At 68.6% G+C, this 25,295-nt stretch carries 21 protein-coding genes; 13 read left to right on the top strand and 8 right to left on the bottom strand.

Annotation, left to right across the window (positions count from 1 at the left end; translation table 11 throughout):
* Positions 1-93 precede the first annotated feature (93 nt).
* The 7 genes from OEJ37_RS19630 to OEJ37_RS19600 all read left to right on the top strand — a co-directional run bounded on the left by OEJ37_RS19630 (position 94) and on the right by OEJ37_RS19600 (position 9,881).
* Positions 94-849, top strand: a complete 756-nt coding sequence (locus OEJ37_RS19630) for a Crp/Fnr family transcriptional regulator (protein ID WP_174418004.1) — start codon at positions 94-96, stop codon at positions 847-849.
* A 229-nt stretch (positions 850-1,078) separates the two neighbouring features.
* Positions 1,079-4,246, top strand: coding sequence for an efflux RND transporter permease subunit (locus tag OEJ37_RS19625; protein ID WP_263345157.1), 3,168 nt, complete (start codon positions 1,079-1,081; stop codon positions 4,244-4,246).
* A gap of 26 nt (positions 4,247-4,272) precedes the next feature.
* Positions 4,273-5,502: an efflux RND transporter periplasmic adaptor subunit gene (locus OEJ37_RS19620; protein WP_263345156.1), complete on the top strand. Its 1,230-nt coding sequence runs from the start codon at positions 4,273-4,275 to the stop codon at positions 5,500-5,502.
* A gap of 5 nt (positions 5,503-5,507) precedes the next feature.
* Positions 5,508-7,013, top strand: a complete 1,506-nt coding sequence (locus OEJ37_RS19615; protein WP_263345242.1) for an efflux transporter outer membrane subunit — start codon at positions 5,508-5,510, stop codon at positions 7,011-7,013.
* Between the two features lie 22 nt (positions 7,014-7,035).
* Positions 7,036-7,731, top strand: coding sequence for a heavy metal response regulator transcription factor (locus OEJ37_RS19610; RefSeq protein WP_034179625.1), 696 nt, complete (start codon positions 7,036-7,038; stop codon positions 7,729-7,731).
* Positions 7,728-9,194 carry a heavy metal sensor histidine kinase gene (locus tag OEJ37_RS19605; RefSeq protein ID WP_175917923.1) on the top strand — a complete coding sequence of 489 codons (1,467 nt, stop codon included), beginning with the start codon at positions 7,728-7,730 and terminating at the stop codon, positions 9,192-9,194. Before OEJ37_RS19610 ends, OEJ37_RS19605 begins: the two co-directional genes overlap by 4 nt.
* A gap of 99 nt (positions 9,195-9,293) precedes the next feature.
* Positions 9,294-9,881, top strand: a complete 588-nt coding sequence (locus OEJ37_RS19600) for a LysE family translocator (RefSeq protein WP_263345155.1) — start codon at positions 9,294-9,296, stop codon at positions 9,879-9,881.
* An 87-nt stretch (positions 9,882-9,968) separates the two neighbouring features.
* Here the strand turns inward: OEJ37_RS19600 and OEJ37_RS19595 are convergent, their stop codons facing one another.
* Positions 9,969-10,814 (bottom strand): AraC family transcriptional regulator, encoded by an 846-nt coding sequence (locus OEJ37_RS19595; RefSeq protein ID WP_263345154.1) that lies wholly within the window; start codon positions 10,812-10,814, stop codon positions 9,969-9,971.
* A 171-nt stretch (positions 10,815-10,985) separates the two neighbouring features.
* Here OEJ37_RS19595 and OEJ37_RS19590 point away from each other — a divergent pair, with 171 nt between their 5' ends.
* Positions 10,986-11,780, top strand: a complete 795-nt coding sequence (locus OEJ37_RS19590) for an SDR family NAD(P)-dependent oxidoreductase (protein WP_174417993.1) — start codon at positions 10,986-10,988, stop codon at positions 11,778-11,780.
* 28 nt (positions 11,781-11,808) lie between these two features.
* Here OEJ37_RS19590 and OEJ37_RS19585 read toward each other — a convergent pair whose 3' ends face one another.
* The 5 genes from OEJ37_RS19585 to OEJ37_RS19565 all read right to left on the bottom strand — a co-directional run bounded on the left by OEJ37_RS19585 (position 11,809) and on the right by OEJ37_RS19565 (position 16,961).
* Positions 11,809-12,183, bottom strand: a complete 375-nt coding sequence (locus tag OEJ37_RS19585) for a hypothetical protein (protein WP_096474477.1) — start codon at positions 12,181-12,183, stop codon at positions 11,809-11,811.
* Positions 12,184-12,406: 223 nt separating this feature from the next.
* Entirely contained in the window at positions 12,407-13,477 is a 1,071-nt protein-coding gene (locus OEJ37_RS19580; RefSeq protein ID WP_263345153.1) for an AI-2E family transporter, read from the bottom strand.
* Between the two features lie 136 nt (positions 13,478-13,613).
* The gene (locus tag OEJ37_RS19575; protein ID WP_263345152.1) at positions 13,614-14,723 is read right to left on the bottom strand and encodes an NADH:flavin oxidoreductase/NADH oxidase; all 1,110 of its coding nucleotides are present in this window, start codon (positions 14,721-14,723) and stop codon (positions 13,614-13,616) included.
* 141 nt (positions 14,724-14,864) lie between these two features.
* Complete coding sequence (locus tag OEJ37_RS19570) at positions 14,865-15,551, bottom strand: type 1 glutamine amidotransferase domain-containing protein (protein WP_263345151.1); 687 nt, start codon at positions 15,549-15,551, stop codon at positions 14,865-14,867.
* A gap of 396 nt (positions 15,552-15,947) precedes the next feature.
* The gene (locus OEJ37_RS19565) at positions 15,948-16,961 is read right to left on the bottom strand and encodes a substrate-binding domain-containing protein (protein WP_263345150.1); all 1,014 of its coding nucleotides are present in this window, start codon (positions 16,959-16,961) and stop codon (positions 15,948-15,950) included.
* A gap of 203 nt (positions 16,962-17,164) precedes the next feature.
* Between OEJ37_RS19565 and OEJ37_RS19560 the strand changes: the two genes are divergently transcribed.
* Together OEJ37_RS19560 and OEJ37_RS19555 are read left to right on the top strand one after the other, a co-directional pair.
* Positions 17,165-18,751, top strand: coding sequence for a glycoside hydrolase family 68 protein (locus OEJ37_RS19560; RefSeq protein WP_263345149.1), 1,587 nt, complete (start codon positions 17,165-17,167; stop codon positions 18,749-18,751).
* Between the two features lie 155 nt (positions 18,752-18,906).
* Positions 18,907-20,553: a glycoside hydrolase family 32 protein gene (locus OEJ37_RS19555; protein ID WP_263345148.1), complete on the top strand. Its 1,647-nt coding sequence runs from the start codon at positions 18,907-18,909 to the stop codon at positions 20,551-20,553.
* 101 nt (positions 20,554-20,654) lie between these two features.
* On the opposite strand, the gene OEJ37_RS19550 is transcribed toward OEJ37_RS19555, so the two are convergent.
* Positions 20,655-21,404: an SDR family oxidoreductase gene (locus OEJ37_RS19550; protein ID WP_263345147.1), complete on the bottom strand. Its 750-nt coding sequence runs from the start codon at positions 21,402-21,404 to the stop codon at positions 20,655-20,657.
* A 140-nt stretch (positions 21,405-21,544) separates the two neighbouring features.
* On the bottom strand, positions 21,545-22,462 hold the full coding sequence (locus OEJ37_RS19545; protein WP_263345146.1) for a LysR family transcriptional regulator: 918 nt from the start codon (positions 22,460-22,462) through the stop codon (positions 21,545-21,547).
* A 215-nt stretch (positions 22,463-22,677) separates the two neighbouring features.
* On the opposite strand from OEJ37_RS19545, the gene OEJ37_RS19540 reads away from it, so the two are divergent.
* From OEJ37_RS19540 to OEJ37_RS19530, 3 genes are all read left to right on the top strand, one after another.
* Positions 22,678-24,162, top strand: coding sequence for a PLP-dependent aminotransferase family protein (locus OEJ37_RS19540; RefSeq protein ID WP_175917913.1), 1,485 nt, complete (start codon positions 22,678-22,680; stop codon positions 24,160-24,162).
* A gap of 94 nt (positions 24,163-24,256) precedes the next feature.
* Positions 24,257-24,694, top strand: a complete 438-nt coding sequence (locus OEJ37_RS19535) for a carboxymuconolactone decarboxylase family protein (RefSeq protein ID WP_174417984.1) — start codon at positions 24,257-24,259, stop codon at positions 24,692-24,694.
* Between the two features lie 10 nt (positions 24,695-24,704).
* Entirely contained in the window at positions 24,705-25,124 is a 420-nt protein-coding gene (locus OEJ37_RS19530) for a cupin domain-containing protein (RefSeq protein ID WP_263345145.1), read from the top strand.
* The last annotated feature ends 171 nt before the right edge of the window (positions 25,125-25,295 follow it).

The raw sequence follows: 25,295 nt of genomic DNA, 5'->3' as shown, positions 1-25,295 counted from the left end.
CCTAACGGGCGTTATTGTGAGCCGTCTGTCATCGAAACGACAGAGTGCCTTTCGAGCGTTGCGCGTTATCCCTATCCTCGCAAACCCGCACCCATGCACGACCACCACGTTGCGCCGCCAGACGCGGCCGCCCACCCGGCCGACGCGCTTCCCGAACCGGGCCCGCTGCCGGCGCTGTCGACGCTGTTCGGCCAGTGCGCGTGGTTCCGCACGCTCGCGCCCGAGCACCAGGCGCTGGTGCTCGCGCAGTCGCATGTCGAGCAGTGCGAGGCCGGCGCCGTGATCGCGCACCGGCTCGCGCCGTCCGAATACTGGATCGGCGTGCATCGCGGGCTGCTGAAGCTCGCGATCTTCAATGCGTCGGGGCGCGGCTGCACGTTTTCCGGCGTGCCGTCGGGCGGCTGGTTCGGCGAAGGCAGCGTGATCAAGCGCGAGCTGCGCAAGTACGAGGTCGTCGCGATCCAGCGCTCGACCGTGCTGTTCGTGCCGGTCGATACGTTCCATGCGTTGCTCGACACGAGCCTGCCGTTCACGCGCTTCGTGATCCACCAGCTGAACAACCGGATGGGCGAATTCATCGCGTCGATCCAGAACAGCCGGCTGCTCGACGTCGATGCGCGCGTCGCGCAGGCGCTCGCGCAACTCTTCAACCCGGACCTGTACCCGGATACCGGCCCGTCGCTGTCGATCTCGCAGGAGGAACTGGGGATGCTCGTCGGCGTGTCGCGGCAGCGGATCAACCAGGCGCTGCAGCAGCTCGAGAAGCTCGGCGCGTTGCGGCTCGCGTACAACCAGATCGAGGTCGTCGATCTGGGCGCGCTCGCGCGCTTCGGGATGGAGCAGATCTGAGCGCGGCGCGATGAGCGAAACCGTCGCCGGCACGACGCGCGCATCCTGTGCAACAGCCGGTTTGCCGGTCGCGGCGTGCGCACGCATTTCGTCAGCAGAATCGGCCGACAGCCACCACGCCCCATCCTGACAATTCCGCCAGTTTCGCGACAGTAACCCGTTCCACACCGACGCCTATCATTCGGGTTCCCTTCACCGACGCCTGATCACCGCCTGTCCCGCTGCCTCCATGTGGATCGTCAATCTCGCGCTCAGGCGCCCCTACACGTTCATCGTCATGGCCATCATGATCGTGCTGGCCACGCCGCTTGCGCTGATGCGCACGCCGGTCGACGTGCTGCCCGCGATCAACATCCCCGTGATCAGCGTGATCTGGAATTACGGCGGCTTCTCCGCGACGGAGATGACGAACCGCATCACGGCCGTGCATGAACGGATCCTGACGACGACCGTCAACAACATCCAGCATGTCGAATCGACGTCGCTGCCCGGCATCGCGGTCGTGAAGGTGTTCCTGCAGCCCGGCGCGAACGTGCAGACGGCAATCGCGCAGACGGTCTCGTCCGCGCAGGCGATCGTGCGGCAGATGCCGCAGGGCGCGACGCCGCCGCTCGTGATCACCTATTCCGCGTCGAGCATCCCGGTGATCCAGCTCGGGCTGTCGAGCACGACGCTCAGCGAACAGTCGCTCGCGGACATCGCGCTGAACTTCCTGCGCCCGCAACTGATCACGATTCCCGGCGCGCAGGTGCCGTTCCCGTATGGCGGCCGCACGCGCGTGGTCGCGATCGATCTCGATCCGCAGGCACTGCTCGCGAAAGGCCTCACGCCGGCCGACATCGTCAACGCGGTCAATGCGCAGAACCTCGTGCTGCCGACCGGCACCGCGAAGATGGGCCAGACCGAATACCGGATCGACACGAACGCGTCGGCCGACACGGTCGCCGACATCAGCCGCCTGCCGATCCAGACCGTCAACGGCGCGACGACCTACCTGCGCGAGGTCGCGTCCGTGCGCGACGGCTTCGCGCCGCAGACCAACGTCGTGCGCCAGAACGGCCAGCGCGGCGTGCTCGTGTCGATCCTGAAAAGCGGCGACGCGTCGACGCTCAAGGTCGTGTCGGACCTGAAGGCGCTGCTGCCGAAGGTGATCCCGACGCTTCCCGAAGGGCTCACGATCACGCCGCTGTTCGACCAGTCGGTGTTCGTCAACGCGGCCGTGCAGGGCGTGATCCACGAGGCGCTGATCGCAGCCGTGCTGACCGCGATGATGATCCTGCTGTTCCTCGGCAACTGGCGCAGCACGCTGATCATCGCGATCTCGATTCCGCTGTCGATCTTCACGTCGCTGATCGCGCTATCCGCGCTCGGCGAGACCATCAACATCATGACGCTCGGCGGGCTCGCGCTCGCGGTCGGGATCCTGGTCGACGACGCGACCGTCACGATCGAGAACATCGAGCGGCACCTGCATCTCGGTACGAACCTGCACGAGGCGATCCTCGAAGGCGCCGGCGAGATCGCGGTGCCCGCGTTCGTGTCGACGCTGTGCATCTGCATCGTGTTCGTGCCGATGTTCTTCCTGACGGGCGTCGCACGCTTCCTGTTCGTGCCGCTCGCGGAAGCCGTCGTGTTCGCGATGCTCGCGTCGTACGTGCTGTCGCGCACGCTCGTGCCGACGCTCGCGATGCTGCTGTTCCGCCCGCAGCAGGCGAGCACCGGCCCCGATCATGCGACGTCGCGTTTCGCGCGCCTCCATCATGCGTTCAACAACGCGTTCGAGCGGCTGCGCGCATGGTACATCGTGCTGCTGAGCATGCTGCTCGTGCGCCGCCGCTTCTACGCGATGTGCTTCCTCGGCTTCTGCGTGCTGTCGACGGGCCTCGTGTTCGCGCTCGGCCGCGACTTCTTCCCGAACGCCGATTCCGGCAACATCCGGCTGCACATGCGCGCGCCGACCGGCTACCGGATCGAGGAAACCGCGCGCCTCGCCGACCGGGTCGAGCGCGTGATCCGCGAAGTCGTGCCGCCCGACGAACTCGGCGCGATCGTCGACAACCTCGGCCTGCCCGTCAGCGGCATCAACCTGTCGTACAGCAATGCCGGCACCATCGGCACGCTCGACGGCGAGCTGCTGATCGCGCTGAAGCCCGGCCACCGCGCGACCACGCACTACGTGCAGACGCTGCGCAAGCTGCTGCCCGAACGCTTCCCGGGCGTCGAATTCTTCTTCCAGCCGTCGGACATCATCACGCAGATCCTCAACTTCGGTCAGCCAGCCGCGATCGACGTGCAGGTGCTCGGCAACGATCTCGCGAGTAACATGACTATCGCGAGCAACCTGATGAAAAAGGTCAGGCAAATCCCCGGCGCCGTCGACGTGCACGTGCTGCAACGCAACGACGAGCCGACCCTGCTGGCCGACATGGATCGTACGCGCATGCAGCAGCTCAATCTCTCCGCGCAGAACGTCGCGCAGAACATGCTGATCTCGCTGTCCGGCAGTTCGCAGACGACGCCGTCGTTCTGGATCAACCCGCGAACCGGCGTCCAGTACCCGCTGCAGATCCAGACCCCGCAATACAGCATCTCGTCGGTCGACGACCTGCTCGGCACGCCGATTTCGGCCAGCGGCCGCACGGGCATGCCGCTGCAACTGCTCGGCAACCTCGTGCAGGTGCGCACCACCGCGAACCCGGCCGTGATCACGCACTACAACATTCGCCCGGCGATCGACCTGTACGTGAGCGTCGAGGGCCGCGACCTCGGCTCGGTCGCGGGCGAGATCGACCGCATCGTGTCCGACATGCGCGCGAGCCTGCCGCGCGGCACCGACCTTACGATGCGCGGCCAGATCGAGACGATGCGCACGTCGTATATCGGCCTCGGCGCGGGTGTCGCGATGGCGATCGTGCTCGTCTACCTGCTGATCGTCGTCAATTTCCAGTCGTGGCTCGACCCGCTGATCATCATCAGTGCGATGCCCGCCGCACTCGCCGGCATCGCGTGGATGCTGTTCATCACGGGCACGCACCTGAGCGTGCCCGCGCTGACGGGCGCGATCATGACGGTGGGCGTCGCGACCGCGAACAGCATTCTCGTGGTGTCGTTCGCGCGCCAGCGGCTCGCCGCCGGCGCGCCGCCGCTCACGGCCGCGCTGGAGGCCGGCGCGACGCGGATCCGGCCGGTGCTGATGACGGCGCTCGCGATGATTATCGGCATGGTGCCGATGGCGCTCGGCCTCGGCGAAGGCGCCGAGCAAAACGCGCCACTCGGCCGCGCGGTGATCGGCGGGCTGCTGTTCGCGACCGTTTCGACCTTGCTGTTCGTGCCGCTCGTGTTCGGCGGCGTGCATTCGCGGCTGGCCCGCCGGCGCGCGCGCCAGGCCGGACACTGACTTTCGCCTATAGACCCGGTCAATTCATGGAAGAGAAACATCACAGCTCCGTCGGCATCCAGGTGGATGAACACGGCATGCACCTGCCGACGCGCACGTCGGTGTCGCGGCGCGGGCGAATCGTACTGGTCGTGGTCGGCGTGCTGCTGGCCGCCGGCGCCGCGCGCACGATCGTCGTCAACGTGCTGAACCGCAACCGGCTCGACGCGATCGCCGAGCAGAACACGCGCCAGTACGTGAACGTCGTGCGCCCGGCCGACGCGGCCGCCGGCGGCAAGCTGACACTGCCCGGCACGCTGCGCGGCTTCGTCGAGGCGCCGATCTACGCGCGCGCGAGCGGCTATGTGCTGCGCTGGCAGGCCGACATCGGCGCGCACGTGAAGCAGGGGCAAGTGCTCGCCGAACTCGACACGCCCGAGCTGAACCAGGAGCTCGCGCAGGCCACCGCGCAGCGCCAGCAGGCGCAGGCGGCGCTCGCGCTCGCGAAGACGTCGTTCGACCGCGCGCAGCAGTTGCGCCAGCGCGATGCGGTGTCGCAGCAGGAACTCGACGATCGCCAGGGCGCGTTCAATCAGGGCACCGCGAACCTGGCCGCGGCCGACGCGAACATGCGCCGGCTCACCGAACTGAAGGGCTTCCAGCGGATCGTCGCGCCGATCGACGGGATCGTCACGCAGCGCAACGTCGACGTCGGCGATCTCGTCAGCTCCGGCAACGCGGGCCGCTCGCTGTTCACGGTCGTGCAGGCCGACCGGTTGCGCCTCTACGTACAGGTGCCGCAGGCCTACGCACAGCAGGTGAAGGTCGGCCAGCACGTGAGCGTCGCGCAGGCCGAGCTGCCGGGCCGGACCTTCGACGGCACGATCACGCGCACGTCCGAGTCGATCGATGTCGCGACGCGCTCGCTGCAGATCGAGATCACGCTGCCGAACCCGGATGCACGGCTGCGGCCCGGCGCGTACGTGCAGGCGACGCTGCCGATGACGCCGCTCGGCCGCCTGCAGATTCCGGCCAATACGCTGCTGTTCCGCGCCGAAGGCCCGACGGTCGCGACCGTCGACGCGAACGGCCAGGTGCGCCTGAAACCGGTGACGGTCGTGCGCACGATCGGGCAGACGCTCGAAGTCGACGGGCCGATCACGCCGAACGACCGCCTCGTCGCGAACCCGAGCGACGCGCTCGCGAACGGCGATCCGGTCGTCGTGTCGACGCCGGCCGCACAACCCGCATCGGCGGTCGCGGGAGCGAAGTCGTGATCGCGATGCACGCCCGCGTGCGGCCCGCGGCGCTCGCCGCCGTCATGGCAGCGGCCGCCCTCGCCGGCTGCACGGTCGGCCCCGACTACCGGCGCCCGGCCGTCGATACGCCGGCCGCGTGGCGGCTCGACCCGGCCGACGCGTACTGGCACCCGGCCGCGCCGGCCCGCGCGCCGCTCGATCCCGCGTGGTGGACCGCATTCGGCGATCCGCAACTCGACGCGCTCGAAACCGACGCGCTGCGCAACAACCAGAACCTGAAGGCCGTCGCCGCGCGCTACGACCAGGCGAAGGCAACGCTCGCATCGGTCGCGTCCGCGCAATATCCGGCCGTCGGCCTGAACGCGAGCGGCCAGCGCTTCAAGATCTCCGCCGACCGACCGCAGACCAACTATGCGACGCGCAGCATGTCGACCGTGCAGAACGAGATCCAGGTCGGCGCGAGCGTTAGCTACGAACTCGACCTGTTCGGCCGCGTGCGGCGCAGCGTCGAATCCGCGCAGGCGAGCACCGAGCAGGCGCACGACGATTTCGCGAACGCGCGCCTGGTGCTGACCGCCGATCTCGCGTCGAGCTATTTCGCACTGCGCGAGTTCGACAGCGAGATCGACGTCGTCAAGCGCTCGATCGACCTGCAGCAAAAGGCGCTCGACTACGTGAGCGCGCGCCACGAACTCGGCGCCGTGTCGGGCCTCGACCTGCTGCAGCAGCGCTCGCAGCTCGACGCGACGCGCACGCAGGCGCAGTTGCTGATCCAGCAGCGCGCGCAGGTCGAAACCGCGATCGCAACACTGGTCGGCACGCCGGCCCCCGAATTCTCGCTGCCGCCGCGCGTGGTGCCGATCAACGCGCCCGCGCTGCCGACCGGCATGCCGAGCGACCTGCTGCAGCGGCGCCCCGACGTCGCGTCGGCCGAACGCGCGATGGCGGCCGCGAACGCGCAGATCGGCGTCGCGCGCGCCGCGTATTTCCCGCGCATCACGCTGTCGCCGGACATCGGCTGGGATGCGACGCGCTTCGCAGGCCTGTTCACCGTGCCGGCGCTGCTGTGGTCGGTCGGCGCATCGGTCAGCCAGCCGCTGTTCGAAGGCGGCAAGCTGAAGGCCGGCGTCGATTTCGCGCAGGCCGGTTATGCCGCCGCGCAGGCAAGCTACCGGCAGACCGTGCTCACCGCGTTCCAGGAGGTGCAAAATGCGGTGACGGGCCTGTCGGTGCTGGCCGACGCCGCGCAGCAGGCGTCGGCGGCCGTCGACGACGCGCGCAAGCTCGTGTCGCTCGCGCAGGACCGCTACGCGGGCGGCCTGACGCCGTTCATCGACGTGCTGACGGCCCAGCAGCAACTGCTGACGAGCGAGCGCCAGGCCGTGCAGATCCAGGGCCAGCGTGCGGCGCTCGTCGTCTTTCTCGCGAAGGCGCTCGGCGGCGGCTGGGGCGGCGGCACGACGAGCGGCCCCGCGCCGTCCGACGTCGCGGCGGCCGGCCCGCAGCCCGCCGCAAGCGTCGGCCCCTAACCCGGTTACGCGGAACAACAACATGAAAGTGCTGATCGTCGAAGACGAACCGAAAGTCGTCGAATACCTGAAGAGCGGCCTGACCGAGGAAGGCTGGGTCGTCGACACCGCGCTCGACGGCGAGGACGGCGCGTGGAAGGCCGTCGAATTCGACTACGACGTGGTCGTGCTCGACGTGATGCTGCCGAAGCTCGACGGCTTCGGCGTGCTGCGCGCGTTGCGCGCGCAGAAGCAGACGCCCGTCATCATGCTGACCGCGCGCGATCGCGTGGACGATCGCGTGCGCGGGCTGCGCGGCGGCGCCGACGACTACCTGACCAAGCCCTTCTCGTTCCTCGAGCTGATCGAACGGCTGCGCGCGCTGACGCGCCGCGCGCGCGTGCAGGAATCGACGCTGATCTCGATCGGCGACCTGCGCGTGGACCTGATCGGCCGCCGCGCGACCCGCGACGGCACGCGGCTCGACCTGACCGCACAGGAATTCCAGCTGCTCGGCGTGCTCGCGCGGCGCAGCGGCGAGGTGCTGTCGAAGACGACGATCGCCGAACTCGTGTGGGACGTGAACTTCGACAGCAACGCGAACGTCGTCGAGACGGCGATCAAGCGCCTGCGCGCGAAACTCGACGGCCCGTTCGCGGACAAGCTGCTGCACACGATCCGCGGCATGGGCTACGTGCTCGAGGCGCGCGAGGACGGCGACACCGAGAGGCAGGCATGAAGCGCTCGATCGTCCTGCGGCTGTCGGCGATGTTCGGCATCGTGTCGCTGCTCGTGTTCACGCTGGTCGGCTGCGGGCTGTTCGTGTTGATGGAGCGCCAGCTCTTCGCGGAGCTGCGCGCGACGCTCGACACGCGCTCGAAGGTCGCCGAGATGATCGTGTCGCATGCAACGACGGCCGCGCGCGGGCGGCTCATGCAGGAAAAGCTCGCCGATCTCGTCCCGCCCGACGGCTCGACGCACTATCAGGTCGACAGCACGAACCCGGCATTCCGCTTCGGCACGCCGGTGAACGGCGTGCCCGTCGATCCGCCGGACGGCGCGTTCCAGCGCTATGCGCTGAACGACAGCAGCTACGACGTGATGACGAAGACCGTCACGGTGGCCGGCAGCGGCGAGCGCCCGACGCTGAAGCTGATCGTCGCCAGCTCGTGCGAGCGCACGCAGCGGATGCTGCGCCGCTTCGGCCTGACGCTCGCCGCGCTGATCGCCACCGCCACCGTCATCACGCTGCTGCTGAGCCGCGCGGTCGCGCGCTTCGGGCTCGCGCCGCTCGCCCGGCTGTCGCAGGATGCCGCGACCGTGAGCGCCACGAACCGCCGCCAGCGGCTGCAGACCGACGCGCTGCCGGCCGAGCTGCGCGACCTCGCCGCGTCGTTCAACGGCGCGCTCGAGCGCATCCAGCAGACCTACGCGCGGCTCGAGGCCTTCAACGCGGATGTCGCGCACGAGCTGCGCACGCCGGTCAGCATCCTGATCGGCCAGACCCAGGTGGCGCTGACGAGCCGCGACCGCTCGGTCGACCGGATGCGCCAGACGCTGCAGTCGAACCTCGAGGAATTCGAGCGGCTGCGCGTGATCATCAACGACATGCTGTTCCTGTCGCGCAGCGACCGCGGCGAACGCGCGACCGACCTGAAGGACGTGTCGCTCGCCGACGAGGTGCGGCGCATGCTCGATTTCCTCGAAATCCCGCTCGACGAAGCGCAACTGCGCGCCGAACTGCACGGCGATGCGCGCGCGACCGTCGATCCGTCGCTGTTCCGACGCGCGATGACGAACCTGCTGATCAACGCGATCCAGCATTCGGCGCCCGGCGCGACGCTGAACGTGACGATCGCGCGCCGCGACACGCTCGTCGAGATGGCCGTCGCGAATCCCGGCGAGCCGATCGACCCCGCCCAGCGTTCGCACGTGTTCGAACGTTTCTACCGGCTCGAGGAAGCACGCGCGAACAGCAAGGAAAACCACGGGCTCGGGCTGTCGATCGTCAAGGCCGTGGCCGAGATGCACGGCGGCAGCGTGTTCGTCGCATGCTCGGGCGGCGTCAATACGTTCGGCTTCTCGGTGTCGACGCAACCCTGCGCGGGCGGCCCACTGCGCCCGGCCGATGCAGGCGATGCCGCCGGCTCGGCCGATCCGCGCGACACGCGGCCGGCGCACGCGCCGCGCGCATTGCACTGACGGCGGCCACGCGCCGCCGAGGGTTGTTTTCTTCAATACGTACGGGTGCGGCTCCCGTAGTCTCGATGCGACTTTGAACATTTCGCATGGAGACATCCAATGAGCATGCTGGTTTCGATGGCCGCGTTCGCGCTCGCCTCGTCGATCACCCCCGGTCCCGTCAACATCGTCGCGCTCAGTGCCGGCGCGCGCCACGGCCTCGGCGCGAGCCTGCGTTATGCGGCCGGCGCGACGCTCGGCTTCGTCGCGCTGTTCCTGCTGATCGGCCTCGGCCTGCACGCGGCGCTCGCGCGCTGGCCCGTGCTGACGACCGCCACGCAGTGGTCGGGGATCGCGTTCCTGCTCTATATGGCGCTGCGGCTCGCGCTCGATGACGGCCGGCTGTCGACCGACCCGAACGTGGCCGGCCCGTCGGCGGCGGCCGGCGCGGCGATGCAGTGGCTGAATCCGAAGGCATGGCTCGCGTGCGTGGCCGCGATGGGTGCGTATGCGGCCGATGGCGACCGCACGCAGGTTTGGTTATTCGCCGCGCTGTATCTGGTGATCTGTTTCGCGTCGATCGCGTGCTGGGCTTATGCGGGCGCGTCGCTGCGGCACCGGCTCGCGAACGCGCGGCGCATGCGTTTGTTCAACCGGTTGATGGCGCTGTTGCTCGCGGGCAGCGCGCTCTTTCTGCTGGACGTATAGCCGGCCGGCTCGACGTCCAGCCAGCTTGCTCGCGGGTCGGGGGCTTCGGTGCATCGACGGCGGACGCGCATTTCGCCGCCCTGCCGCTCAGCTCATCGCGCTACGGTACTGCCCGGGCGTCGCGGCCGCGATCCGCCGGAACGCGCGCTGGAAATGCGCCTGGTCCGCGAAGCCGGCATCGAGCGCGACGTCGGCGATCGGCCGGCCGCGGCGCAGCTCCGTGCGGCCGTACTGCACGCGGCGATCGATCAGGAATGCATGCGGCGTAATGCCGTAGCGCGCGTTGAATGCACGGATCAGGTACGACGGCGACAGGTCGGCCGCCGCGCAGATCGCATCGAGCGTGACGCCCTCGCGGCAATGCGCGGCGATGTAGTCGGCCGCGCGCGCGAGCTTGGCGTTGTCGTCCGCGGGACGTATGCCGGGCAGCTCGCGATCGAGCGCTCCGTGCAGTTGCGTGAAGAATTCGACCGCCGCGCTCTCCTTGCCGAGCGGATCGATGCCGGGCGACACGAGCGTGCGGTAGAAGCCGCCAAATTGCGCGAACAGGTCGCGCCGCTCCGTCAATTTCGGCGAAAAGCCGTGAAAATCGCGGTTCGGATCGCGGCCCAGCGAATGCTGCAGCCGCGCGAGCCATGGAACGTCGACGTAGACCATCCGGTACGCCCATGCGTCGGGGCCGTACGGATTGCACGCGTGCACCTGTTCCGGATCGATGATCACGAGCACACCGCGCCCGACATGCGCGTTCGTCGCGCCGTTCACGTAGGTACTCGTGCCGCCGACGATCGCGCCCAGCGAAAACGTGTCGTGCGTGTGCTTCACGTAGCAGATCGCGCGCCCGTCGTCGACGGTGCGCGCCTCGATGAACGGCAGCGCGGCATCGCGCCAGAACGGCGACGGTACGGCGGATCGGTTGGCGGTACGGCTCACGCTGCGGGCTCCTGGTTCGGGCGGCGAACGCTCACCGTACAAGACTGTGCGGGCCGATGCAACCGGCGCTTTGCAGCTTCGCTGCCGGATCGCGCCGTTTCGCCTAAGCTTTGAATTCCGTCCGTCGCGGCACGCGCGGCGGTTCCCGTTCACCCCTCTCCCGTCACGCTCATGCACATCGATCTGAAAGGCAAGACCGCGGTCGTCACCGCCTCCACCGCCGGCATCGGGCTCGCGATCGCCGAAGGGCTCGCGCGCGCCGGTGCGCGCGTCGTCGTCAACGGCCGCAGCGACGCATCGGTGCAGTCCGCGCTAGCGCAACTGCGCGCCGCCGTGCCCGAAGCGAGCTTCGATGGCGTCGCCGCCGACCTGTCCGACGCGGCCGGCGTCGCGCGCATCACGCAGCACACGCCCGATGCGGACATCCTCGTCAACAACGCGGGCATCTACGGCCTGAAGGCGTTCTTCGACATCGACGACGCCGAATGGGAACATTACTTCCAGATGAACGTGATGTCCGGCGTGCGGCTCGCGCGGCATTACTTGAAGGGGATGATCGAACGCAATGCCGGGCGCGTCGTGTTCATCTCGTCGGAATCGGGCCTGAACATCCCGGTCGACATGATTCACTACGGGTTCACGAAAACCGCGCAACTGTCGATCGCGCGCGGCCTCGCGAAGCTCGCGGCCGGCACGAACGTGACCGTCAACTCGGTGCTGCCGGGGCCGACGCTGTCGGAAGGCGTACGCGCGCTGCTGAAGGAAACGGCGGACAAAACGGGCCGCAGTATCGAAGACGTGGCCGTGGATTTCGTGCGCGATCATCGCTCGAGCTCGATCATCCGGCGACCCGCAACGCCCGAGGAAGTCGCGAACCTGGTCGTGTACGTATGCTCGCCGCAGGCTTCGGCGACCACGGGTGCGGCGTTGCGCGTCGATGGCGGCGTGGTCGACACGCTCGCCTGACAGTTCGCGCGCGGCGCACGCCGCCGCGCTAGCGCGAAGCGGCCTTGTCCGGCTGGAGCGTGCCCTTTCGATCGGCGTCCATGCAGGTATCGAAGCCGTATTGCGTGACGACGCCGGCCTTGTCGAATACGACGAAGTAAGGCCGGTGATCGTTGCCGTGCTCGATGAAGTAGTTGTAGCAGACGCCGCTGCCGTTGCGGACCATCCATACGCTGCGAGGGTTGCCGCCGGCGCGGACGACATCGGCGCGCGTCGCGCCATGCCGCGACGCGGCCCGCGCGAGCGGCGTGCGCGAATACGAGAACGGTAGCCACGAGTCGAACCAAGCGCAGCCGTGCAACATCAGGCAGCCGGCCGCCAGGGACAGCGTCGCCGCGGGACGGGACATCGAAATCAATCGCATGCTTGGGGAATTCTGCTGCGCCATGCCGGCGTGATCGAAAGCCCCATGCTACTAGACCTTTGGGTCCGGATCGAAAAGAAATGTAGAGATCTGTATACGAACCCGTGCCCAACATGCCGCGCGCGCAAGCCGGATCGTTGCCGACCGTTGCGGCCGGCACATGCTTGCACGCGCATCCATCCCGTCGCGCCGATGCATCGAATCGGCGCGACGGCGGAGATCGTCACGCGATCCACTCGGACCACAGCATCGTCAGCACCGTCATCAGCGCGGGGCCGACGAACAGCCCGATCAGGCCGAACGTCTCGGCGCCGCCGAGGATGCCGAACAGCACGAGCAGGAACGGCAGCCGCGCCGAACTGCCGATCAGCACCGGCCGCACGAAATGCTCGGCGACGAACACGACGACGAAACCGAGCACCGCCACCACGACGGCCCACATGGTCGCGCCCTGCACGAACAGCCACAGCGCCGCACCGCAGAACACGATCGGCGCGCAGAACGGCAGCATCGCGGCAATCGCCGTGACGAGGCCGAGCAGCGCCGCATGCGGGACGCCCGCGAGCGCATAGGCGACGCCGAGCAGCGCACCCTCGCCGAGCCCGACGACCACGAGCCCCGTCACCGTGCCGTACACAGCCTTGACCATGCGCTCGATCAATTCCGCGCCGTTGCGCCCGAACGCGCGCTGCCCGCCCTGCAGCAATGCGCCCGACAGCTTGTGGCCCGCGCGCAGGATCACGAACAGCGTGACGAGCATGAAGCCGAATTCAAGCAGCGCATGCGCGAGCTTCGTGCCGAACTGCCGGCCGAACGCGAGGAATTTCTCGCTGTTGACGCCGTGCATCGCGCTGGCCGCATGCAGCGGATGACCGAGATTGGCCTGCCACCACTCGATGATCTGCGCCGAGCCGTAAGGCAGCCGGCCGACGACGTCCGGCAGCGGGATACCGTTGTCCTCGATCGTACGCAGCCACTCGCGCAGGTCGTGCGCCTGCCCGATCGCCTGGGTTGCCGCGACGGCTATCGGCAGCACGACGAGCAGCGAGATCGCCGCCGTGATGACGAGCGCGTTGACCGTTGGCCGGTTGCGGAACAACCGGTGCGATTCGAAGCGTTTCAGCAGCGGCCACATCGCGATGGCGATCACGCAGGCCCACGCGATGGCGGGAATGAAGTCGCGGATCACCCACAGCGCGAGCACCAGCAGCGCCGCATACAGCGCGACGCGGGAGATCTGCTGCGCGCGCGGCTGTGCGGCGGACTCGTGAGACGACGGCACATGTGCGTCCATGGCACCTCTGTCGAAATGAAAAAATGGCGATTCGCGCAGGCAACCGGCCTGCACGAACCGCCATTCTATCCATCGGCACCGGATCGACGCCGCGCATCATGCGCGGGCCGCTCCGGCGCTACGCTGCCGCGCCCGCTCAGGCCACCTTGTCGGCGATCCGGTAACGCTCGAGCCAGTGTGCGTACGGTGCGGGCAGCGTCCACGACGGGCGCTCGACGCCGAGCTGCTTCGCCGCGTAGTACGGCCAGTGCGGATCGGCCAGGTGCGCGCGGCCGACCATCACGAGATCGAGCTGTTCTTCGGCAACCACGCGGTTCGCCAGTTGCGGCGTGTCGATCCCCCACGCGGACGACACCGGCAGCCCGGCCTCGCGGCGCACGCGCTCGGCGATCGGCGCGAGGAACGCCGGGCCCCATGGAATCCGTGCGTCGGGCGTCGAGAAGCCGACCGATACGCTCAGCATGTCGAGCCCTTCCCGCTTCATCCGCTGCGTGAGCGCGATCGACTCGGCGAGCGTCTCTTCGTCGCGGCCGTCGTATTCGATCACGCCAAGGCGCACGGTCAGCGGCAGGTGGTCGGGCCATACCTTGCGGACGGCCGCAAGCGTGTCGACGAGGAAGCGGCCGCGATTCTCGGCCGAGCCGCCGTATTCGTCGTCACGCCGGTTCGCATGCACCGAGAAGAAGCTCTGGCCGAGATAACCGTGCGCGAAGTGCAGTTCGAGCCATTCGAAGCCCAGGTCGCGCGCACGCTTCGCCGCTGCGACGAAGTCGGCCTGCACGCGGGCGATGTCGTCGCGCGTCATTTCACGCGGCACCTTCGGCAGATGCGCGCCGAACGGCACGGCCGACGGCGCGATGGTCTGCCAGCCGCGCGGATCGCCGTCGGCGATATGGTCGTCGCCTTCCCACGGCCGGTTCGCGCTCGCCTTGCGGCCCGCGTGCGCGATCTGGATGCCGGGCACCGCGCCGGCCGCCTTGATCGCCGCGACCGACGGCGCGAACGCTTCGGCCTGCGCATCGTTCCACAGCCCCGCGCAGCCCGGCGTGATGCGCCCTTCCGGCGACACGGCGGTCGCCTCCGCGATCACGAGGCCCGCGCCGCCGCGCGCGATGCCGGCCAGATGCACGTGATGCCAGTCGTTGACGACGCCGTCTTCGGCGACGTACTGGCACATCGGCGGCACCGCGATCCGGTTGCGCAGCCTGACATCCTTGAGTTTGAACGGTTCGAACAGGGCAGACATCCACGGCTCCTTTGCTTGGTTCTGCGAAACGACTGGGGATTCGCCGCGCGACGCGCACGGCGGAACGATGCGGGCCGTCGTCGGCGCGGCCGCGCCCGACGACGGATACGGAACGGCGCCGGCCCGGCCGGCGCCAGGTGCTTACCGGTGGCCGAGCTTTGCGAGCAGCGCCTCGGCGGCAGGCTCCGACGACGCGGGGTTCTGCCCCGTGATCAGCAGCCCGTCGGTGACGACATGCGGCGCCCAGTCGGCGCTGCGCTCGAATTCCGCGCCGTTGGTCTTCAGCATGTCCTCGACGAGGAACGGCACGACTTCCGTCAGCTCGACGGCCGCTTCCTCGCTGTTGGTGAAGCCCGTCACGCGCTTGCCGCGCACGACCGATTCGCCGGTTGCCGGGTTCTTCACGTGACGCAGCACGCCCGGCGCGTGGCAGACGGCCGCGACCGGCTTGCCGGCCGCGAGCGTGCGCTCGATCAGGCCGATCGAATGCAGATCCTCGGCGAGATCCCACAGCGGGCCGTGGCCGCCCGGGTAGAACACCGCGTCGTAGTCGTCGGCCGACACGTCGGTCAGCTTGCGCGTCGATGCGAGTTCGGCCTTGGCCGCCGGATCGGCGTCGAAACGGCGCGTTGCGTCGGTCTGCGCGGACGGATCGCTGCTTTTCGGGTCGAGCGGCGGCTGGCCGCCCTTCGGCGAAACCAGCGTCAGCTCGACGCCCGCATCCTTGAGCGCGTAGTACGGCGCGGCCAGTTCCTCGAGCCAGAAGCCGGTCTTCTTGCCGGTGTCGCCGAGCGTGTCGTGCGAGGTCAGGACAACCAGAATCTTCATGATCGACACTCCTTCGAAAATGGGGGAACGGGGCCGTGCGGCCCGGCATCGGCCGGCACGGCACGCCTGTCGGTTAGTCAGATACCGCGCGCCAACGTGCCGCTCGCGGATCCGAAATACCGCACGATCCTATTAGACCAGTCGTCTAGAAAAAATCCGAAAAAAACGACGGCATCTCGCGGCACGTTCAGCATCGCAGTGCGATATGGCATTTTCGCGTCCGCGTTGCCCGAGCCGGGAGGCGTCGTCGCATTCGTCAGGACGGATGATATCCGCCGATTAGACCGGTCGTCTAGAAAACAGGTATTCATCCCTGCACGCGTCATGGCCTTTCCGACCGGGCGCGATCCGGCAACGTCCGCCCCCGATCGCACCCCGCCCGGGCCGTCGTGCCGGCTAGCCGCGCACCGGGCCGTCGGTATCGCCGGCCTCGATTACCGGTGTCTCGAGTCGATGCTCGCGTGCGCCATCGTCCAGCCGCTTCAGCATCAACTCCGCCAGCGCGCGCCCCGACGCGTGCCCGGTCGGCTGCATGACCGCCGTCACGCGATGCGGATGCGCGAGGTCCGCCGGCACGCCGTCATAGACGATCAGCGAGATGTCCTGCCCAAGCCGCAGTCCGCTGTCCACGAGCGCCCGAAACGCGCCGCCGCCCGCGATGTTGTTGTCGACCAGCAGCGCCGTCGGCCGCGCGGCGCGCGCGAGCAGCGCCCGCGCGGCCTGCAGCCCGCCATCGTGCGTAAACGTGCACTCGACGAGCAGCGCCGGATCCGGCTCGATACCGGCCTCGTGCAATGCCGACAGATAGCCGGCGCGACGCTGCGCGGCGAAATTCAGCGCCAGCGGCGCGCTGATCATCGCAATGCGCCGATGCCCGAAACCGGTCAGCCGCCGGACGGCATCGCGCGCGCCCGCCTCGTTGTCGAAATCGAACCACGCATACGGCTCGGCAGCTTGCGTGCGGCCGTAGGCGACGTACGGAAACGCGTTCGATTGCAGGTACGCAATACGCGGATCGTCGACGAGCGTGCGCGCGACGATCAGCCCGTCGACGAGTTTGCCGTCGACGATCCGCCGATAGGTGTCCAGTTCCGCATTCGGTCGCGCAGACGCGATGATGAAATCGAGATTGCGCTCGGCCAGCCGCTCGGTGATGCCCGCGACGACCTCGCCGAAACGCGGATCGCCGAGATCGCCCGCACCGAACGGATAGACGATCCCGATCACGTCCGCCCGCCCGGTCGCGAGCCGGCGCGCGGTCGGGTCCGCCACATAGCCCATTTCCCGTGCAGCCTTCGCCACGCGTTCGCGGGTCACCTCGCTGACGTCGTCGTAACCGTTCAATGCGCGACTGACCGTCGTCCGCGACAGCCCGAGCGCATCCGATAGCGCCTTCAGATTCACCTTCACCGTCGCTCCTCGTTTTCGCTGGTCCGCCCGGCCGCGCGGATACCCGGCCGCCCCAATCGGGTAATTATTTCCATTTGGTAAGCATTACCGTCAAATAAATATCTTTTGCGTTCCAAACCGGTTTGAAATAGTATCCAAACCGGTTTTGACATCGATGCCACCTTCAGCCGTTCCCTTTCACCGTCAACTGAAATAACGTCGAGATGACACACTTTCCTTTTTGCCGCGCGACTGCGGCCAAACGTTTGCTGTTCACTGGCGCGGCACTGGCCGCCTTCGCGTCCGCTTCGTCCGTTGCGCATGCGCAGAGCGCCGGCGCCCCCGCGCCCACGCCGCATACGCAGCAGGCCTACGATCCCGAAGGCAACTTCACGATGCGCTGGACCCGCGCGGACATCCGCCAGATCGTCGCACAATCGCACACGGCCGGCGCCGACAAGAACTCGCTGCCGCAAGCGCTGACGATGCCGGACATCCCGCAGGATTTCCCGCTGATCAACTCGAACGTGTGGGTCTGGGATACCTGGCCGCTGGCCGACCTGCGCGCGAACCAGCTCAGCTACAAGGGCTGGGAGGTGATCTTCTCGCTCACCGCCGATCCGCATGCGGGCTACACGTTCGATGACCGCCACGTCCACGCGCGCATCGGCTTCTTCTACCGCCGCGCGGGCATCCCCGCGTCGCAGCGCCCCGCGAACGGCGGCTGGACCTGGGGCGGCCACCTGTTCCCGGACGGCGCGAGCGCCAAGGTGTTCGGTACCTCGCCGATGACCAACAACGCCGAATGGTCGGGTTCGGCGCGCCTCATGCACGGCGACAACGTCAGCCTCTACTACACCGCGACGTCGTTCAACCGCTCGGCGCCCGGCGGTGCCGACATCACGCCGCCGCAGGCGATCATCACGCGCGCCGACGGCCACATCCACGCCGACGACAAGCACGTGTGGTTCAGCGGCTTCGACGATCACAAGGCGCTGCTGCAGCCAGACGGCAACTACTACCAGACCGGCCAGCAGAACACCTACTTCTCGTTCCGCGATCCGTTCGTGTTCACCGATCCCGCGCACCCGGGCAAGACTTACATGGTGTTCGAAGGCAATACGGGCGGCCAGCGCGGCGCACGCACCTGCACCGAGGCCGATCTCGGCTACGCGCCGAACGATCCGTACAAGGAAGACCTCAACGCGGTGATGAATTCGGGCGCAGTGTATCAAAAGGCCAATGTCGGCCTCGCGGTCGCGACGAACCCGCAATTGACCGAATGGAAGTTCCTGCCGCCGATCCTGTCGGCGAACTGCGTCGACGACCAGACCGAGCGCCCGCAGATCTACCTGAAGGACGGCAAGTACTACCTGTTCACGATCAGCCACCGTACGACGATGGCCGCAGGCGTCGACGGGCCGGACGGCGTGTACGGCTTCGTCGGCAACGGCATCCGCAGCGACTTCCAGCCGCTGAACGGCGGCAGCGGCCTCGTGCTCGGCAACCCGACCGATTTCTCCGCACCGGCCGGCGCACCCTATTCGCAGGATCCGAACCAGAACCCGCGCGAATTCCAGTCGTATTCGCACTACGTGATGCCGGGCGGGCTCGTCGAGTCGTTCATCGACGCGATCGGCCCGCGGCGCGGCGGCACGCTCGCGCCGACGGTGAAGGTCAACGTCAACGGCACGTCGACGGCGGTCGACCGCGCGTACGGACGCGGCGGGCTCGGCGGTTACGGCGACATCCCGGCGAACTTGCCCGCAACGGGCGCCGGCCACAACGACGGCCCGGGCACCCGCCCGTAACGGCCGCAGCGGGCACCGCCCGCAAGCGTTGAGGCGGCGCACATCGCGCGTGTCGCGTGTGCGCCGCCTTGTTCCTCCGCAGATCGCGCGTGCCGCCTTTGCAAGCGGCATGCGCCCTCCTTTCCCGCTTCGCGCGCCGGAGCACGGAACCCCGCATGAGATCGACGTTTTTCCGCTTTTCCTTCCGGATCGCCCGGCTGCTGCTCGCCTGTGCGGCGGGCGCCGCCTGCACGCAGGCCGCCGCCGCGCCCTGCGGGACATCACCCGAAAACGGCACGCCGCAATGGCGCCCCGCGCTTCACTACACGCCGCAGCGCAACTGGATGAACGATCCGAACGGGCTCGTCTACGACAACGGCCGCTACCACCTGTTTTATCAGTACAACCCGCTCGGCAACGACTGGGGCAACATGTCGTGGGGCCACGCGACCAGCACCGATCTCGTGCACTGGCGCGAGCAACCGGTCGCGATGCGCGCGAACGCCACCGAGGAAATCTTCTCCGGCTCGATCGTGGCCGACACGCACAACACGTCCGGCCTCGGGGCGCCCGGCGAGACACCGCTGGTTGCGCTCTACACGAGCGTCTACAAGGACGGCTCCGGCCACGCGCCCGGCACGCAGGCGCAGTCGCTCGCCTACAGCGTCGACCATGGCGCGACGTGGCAGCCCTACGCGCACAACCCCGTGCTCACGCTCGATCCCGAATCGAAGCAGTTCCGCGACCCCAAGGTGTCGTGGTACGCGCCGGGACGCTACTGGCTGATGACGACGGTCGTCGCCGACGCGCAGGTCGTCAAGCTCTATCGCTCCGACGACCTGATCCACTGGTCGTTCCTGAGCGACTTCACGTTACCGGACGTGCCGCATGCAGGCGCACTGTGGGAGATGCCCGACCTCGTGCCGCTGCCGCTCGACGGCGATCCTCGGCACATCAAGTGGGTGATGATCGTCAATGTGAATCCGTGGTCGATCGCGGGCGGCTCGGGCGCGATGTATTTCGTCGGCGACTTCGACGGCCGCACGTTCACGCCCGATCGCGTCGCGCCGGCCGGTTCCGATCCCGCCCGATTCCGCTGGGTCGATCACGGCGCCGACTTTTATGCCGCAGGCACCTTCTCGGGCGCGCCAGGCACTCGGCCGGTGGCGATTGCATGGATGAGCAACTGGGATTACGCGGCAAAAGTGCCGACCACGCCGTGGCGCGGCGCGACGACCCTGCCGCGCGAGCTGGCGCTGAAGACGATCGACGGCGAACCCCGGCTCGTCGCCGCGCCGGCCGCCGCGTTCGCCACGTGGGCGGACTCCCGGCCCGCCGTGCACGAGGGCGAGCTCGCCGTCGAGTCCGCCACGCGCGAGCTGTCGGCCGCGACGCGCGGCGTCGTGCAACGCATCACGGTGACGATTGCGCCGCAGCGCGCGACGCGCGCGGGCCTGATCGTCCGGCGCTCGGCGGACGGCACGACCGGCACCCGGATCGTGTACGACACGGCGAAACGCACGCTGACGCTCGACCGCTCGCAGTCCGGCGAAGCGAATTTCGCCGGCACGTTCAGCCGCGAGCACATCGTCGACCTGCCGCTCGAACACGGGCAACTGCGGCTCGAAATCGTCGTCGATCGCGGGTCGGTCGAAGTGTTTGCGAACGGCGGTCGCGTCACGCTCACCGACCTGGTCTTCCCGCCGCTCGACGCGGACCGCGTCGCCGTGTTTGCCGAGCACGGCCGCGCAACGTTCTCGGGGCTCACGGTGACGCAGCTCGAAGCCGGCGGCGATACGCGTCGTGCCTGTGCGGTGCGATAGGTGCGGTAGGTGCGGCTCGAGAACGTCGCCCTTCCGGCATGTGACGGGGACCGTCCGCCCGGCGATGCGTCGGCCGGTGCGGTCCCCGCCGGCGTTACGGCTCAGAGCAATCCCATCCCGCCCGACGCGATGATCTCCGCGCCGACGATGAACGCAGATTCCGGCGCGCTGAGGTGCAGCACCGTCGACGCGATTTCGTCCGGCGTGCCGAACCGGCCGATCGGGACGAGGCCCTTGATCTTCTCGGCCGTCTCGTCGAGCGTCGCCGCATCGAGCCCGAGCTTGCCGTACAGCGGCGTCTGAACCGGCCCCGGGCTCACGACATTCACGCGCACGCCGTGCGGCAGCAGTTCCGTCGACAGCGTCTTCGCGAACGAATTGACGGCCGCCTTGCTCGCCGCGTACACCGACGAGCCGGGCATCCCGATGTGCGCGTTGATCGAGCCGTTGATCACGATCGAGGCGCCGCGATTCAGCAGCGGCACCAGCGACTGGATCTGGAAATACGCACCCTTCACATTGGTGTTGAACACGAGGTCCCACATGGCCTCGTCGCTGTCGGCGAACGGCGCGAGTTTCGCGACGCCCGCGTTGATGAACACTGCGTCGAGCCGCGCGCCCGCGGCGGCGATCGCGTCCGCCAGTGCGCGCGCCGACGCGACGCTGCCGGCCTCGTTGCGGATCGCGAGCGCGCCATCGCCGAGCGTCTGCCGTGCGGCTTCCAGCGTCTGCGCGTCGCGCCCGGTGATGATGACCCGCGCGCCTTCGGCCGCGAATGCGTTGGCGGCCGCCAGGCCGATGCCGCTGTTGCCGCCCGTGACGAGGACCGTTTTTCCTTCGAAGCGTTGCATGATGTTCTCCTGTGAACCGGTGAGTTGACCGTGAACACAGGATGCGCGCGACGACCTGTCTTGCCGTACGACGGGCATGGCGAACATGTTCGAAATCGTCGAACGTGTTTGAGTGGATGATCCGCCGCCCTTTTCCACGCTCAGCCGGTCACGTCGATCCCGTCGAGCAGGCGCTGCGCGAGTCTGGGCTCGCGCAATTGCTCCAGCCACCATTGCAGCGCGCGGCCGTCGCGATCGCCGTGCCACGCGACATACAGCACGTTCGGTTCGCGCGGGTTGGCCGTCTGTTTCTCGACGAGATCACCGCGCGCGAGCAGCGACGCCACGCGCCGGCGCGGCACCCAGCCGACGCCGAGCGCGTCGCGCTGCGCGAGGATCTTCGCGCGCATCGACGGCACCGCGAGCACGGCTTGCCCGCCGAGCAGGCCATAGGCGCGGCCGGCCGCGCGATGCGACGAATCGGCGACGACGACCGCGCGATGCGCGCCGATCGCGTCGCGCGTCAGTGCGTCGCTCGCGGCGGCAAGCGGATGGCGCGGCGACACCGCGAATACCCACTCCATCGCCCCCAGCTCGAACCATTTGAAGCCCGGGATCGCCGGCGGCTCGTTGGTCGCGCCGACCACCAGATCCGCGCGACCGTCGCGCAGCGCTTCCCAGGTGCCGCCGAGCACCTCGTGCGTGAAGCGCAGCGACACGCCCGAATCGAGCGCGTCGAACGCGCGAACGACCGGCAGCAGCGTGTCGAACTCCAGCACCTCGTCGCTGACGATCCACAGCCGGTCCTCCCAGCCGCTCGCGACCTGCCGCACGCGCTGCGTCAGCCGCGCGACGTCCAGCGCCAGCCGCGCCGCCTCGTCGGCCAGCAGTTGTCCGGCCGGCGTGAGCTGCAGCCGGTAGCCGCGCCGGTCGAACAGCAGCGCGTCGAAACGCGTTTCGAGCTGGCGCGCGGCGTGCGACACGGTCGACGGCGCCTTGCCGAGCCGTGCGGCGGCGCGCGACAGGCTGCCGGTCGCGCGGATCGCATCGAGCAGCGCAAGTTCGTCTTCGGACAGCATGGGGTCGCTCCGGTTCGGGGTGGGTCTGGGGTTGTCGTGGCTCCCGTGGATCGTAAGGCAGCGGCGGCCGGCGGTCCAATCGGATGGCGTTCGATGCGGCGGACGGACGGATGGGTGTCGTACGCAACATCCCGCCAACCCGAATCCGCGCGCCAGCGGCATACTGGCGGCACACCGATTCCGGCAAAACAGCACCAATCGAGGTAACCACTGCGATGGACATCGCGATCCGCATCGAAGGCCGCCACGACCTGACGGGGCAAATCTTCCGGCAACTGCGCACCGCGATCGTCGACGGGCGCCTGGCAGGCGGCGCACGGCTGCCGTCGACGCGCGATCTCGCGAAGCAGCTCGGCGTATCGCGCAAGACGACGCTCGACGCATTCGAGCGTCTCGTCGCCGAGGGCTACCTGAATACGCGTGCCGGCGACGGCACGTTCGTCGCCGACGGCCTCGCGCGGGTGCCGCACGCCGCGACCATGCCGGCGCCGTCGATCGTCGAGGACACGCCGCGCATCGACGCGGTCGACGCACGCGCGCTGTGGAACGACCTGCCCGACGCGCTCGCGATGCCCGCGCCGCAGGATTCGCCCGGCTTCGACTTCCGCGGCGGCGTGACCGACAAGACGCTGTTCCCGTTCGATGCGTGGCGGCGCTGCCTGCATCATGCGCTGCGCCAGCAGGCACGCGGCCCCGGCCAGTACCACGCCCCGGCCGGCGATCCGCAGTTGCGCGGCGCGATCGCGCGCTACGTCGCGTTCAGCCGCGCGGTCGCGTGCAGCTGGGACGACGTGCTCGTCACGCAAGGCGCACAACAAGCGCTCGACCTGCTCGCGCGCGTCGTCGTGCGGCCCGGCGACGTGGTCGCGGTCGAGGACCCCGGCTATCCGCCCGCGCGCGCCGCATTCGCGTCGCTCGGCGCGACGGTGATCGGCGTGCCGGTCGACGCGCACGGCCTCGTTACGGAACGGCTGCCCGACGAAGCGCGCCTCGTCTACGTGACGCCGTCGCACCAGTTCCCGCTCGGGATGCCGATGACGCTGGAGCGGCGCATCGCGCTGCTCGAATGGGCGCAGCGCCGCCGCGCGGTGATCATCGAGGACGACTACGACGGCGAGTTCCGCTTCGAGGGCCGGCCGGTGGAATCGCTGAAGAGCCTCGACCGCACGGGCCTCGTCGCGTACGTCGGCACCTTCTCGAAGACGATCTTTCCCGAACTGCGGATCGGCTACGCGATTCCGCCGCGCGCGCTGCGTGGCGCGCTCGCCAAGGCGAAGCAGATCGTCGACTGGCACACCTGCACGCTGACGCAGGCGGCGCTCGCGCGCTTCATGCTCGAAGGCGATTTCGCGCGGCACCTGAAGCGCGTGCAGAAGCATTACGATGCGCGCCGCAAGATGCTGATCGCGCATCTGCGCGGCGAACTCGCGCCGTGGTTCGACGCGATCGTGCCGACCGCCGGCATCCACCTCGCCGCGCACCTGAAACCGGGGCTCGACGAAGCGGCGCTGGTCCGCGCGGCGCGCGAGCAGGACATCGGCCTGTACGGGATCTCGCCGTTCCATGTCGGCGTGCCGGTCCGTGCGGGGCTGCTGTTCGGCTATGGCGGGATCGACGCGCTGCGCATCGACACCGCGCTCGCGCAACTGGCCGGGCTGCTGGGTTCGGGCCGTGTCGGCCGCCCCGAACTGGTTACCTGAATTTCCACAAAATTGGCTATTCAAGCAGGCCAATCCGGGTCTTAAAGTGGGTCCTGTCGCGCCGCCGTGCGCACCAACCGAGAAAGGACCTGCCATGCAACCGCGCCTGAACTTCTATACCGCCAGCCCGAATGCGATCAAGGTGATGCGCAACGCCGAGGAATTCCTGGCGAAGAGCTCGATCGAGAAGCCGCTCGCCGAACTCGTCCGCCTGCGCGCGTCGCAGATCAACGGCTGCGCGTTCTGCGTCGACATGCACACGAGCGACGCGCGCAAGGGCGGCGAAACCGACCGCCGTCTCGCGACCGTCGTCACGTGGCGCGAAACGCCGTTCTTCACCGAGCGCGAACGCGCGGCGCTGGAATGGACCGAGGCGCTGACGCTGGTTGCCGGCAACCATGTGCCCGACGCCGTCTGGGAGGCCGTGAAGCCGCACTTCAGCGACGAGGAGCTGTTCGACCTGTCGATGCTGATCGCCACGATCAACTCGTGGAACCGCTTTGCGATCGCGTTCCGCAAGATGCCCGAGTAAGGAGACGACGATGATCCGCTCCACGCTCCAGCGAGCCGCCCTGTGCGCGGGGCTCGCGCTCGGCGCCGCGTTGCCGGCCGCCGCCCATGCGCACGACGCCGGCGACAACGTGCACGCGATCATGCAGCAGGCCGTGCCCGAAGCGCCGGGCAAGCTCGTCGTCGTCGCGACCGTCGACTATGCGCCCGGCCAAGCTTCCGAAGCGCACCGGCACCTCGGCTCGGTGTTCGCGGTCGTGTCGAAGGGCGAAGTGCTGTCGCAGGTGAACGGCGGCCCGCTGCATCGCTATCGCGCCGGCGAAGGCTGGTACGAGGCGCCCGGCTCGCGCCACCAGGTGTCGCGCAACGCGAGTGTGACCGAACCCGCGCAACTCGTCGTGTTCGGGCTGACCGGCGAACACGAGCCGCTGAAGTCGCCGATCGATCAGTGACAACGTTTCGGGGGCGTGTGCCGTGTGCGGCCCGTGCCTCCGTTTCGCGACTGGTTTTCCCGCCGGTTCCGTGCAGTTTCTCGGCCTTCTCCGCCGCCTGTCGCTGTTTCCCCTCTGCCGTTTCCCCTCGCCGTTTCCCCTCGCCGTTTCCCCTCGCCGTTTCCCCTCGCC

Origin of the sequence: Burkholderia sp. BKH01, assembly GCF_025685725.1 — a bacterium.
GTDB classification, from domain to species: domain Bacteria; phylum Pseudomonadota; class Gammaproteobacteria; order Burkholderiales; family Burkholderiaceae; genus Burkholderia; species Burkholderia pyrrocinia_C.
The sequence above is the reverse complement of the archived record's forward strand: the minus strand, read 5'-3'. Positions and strand labels throughout refer to the sequence as shown.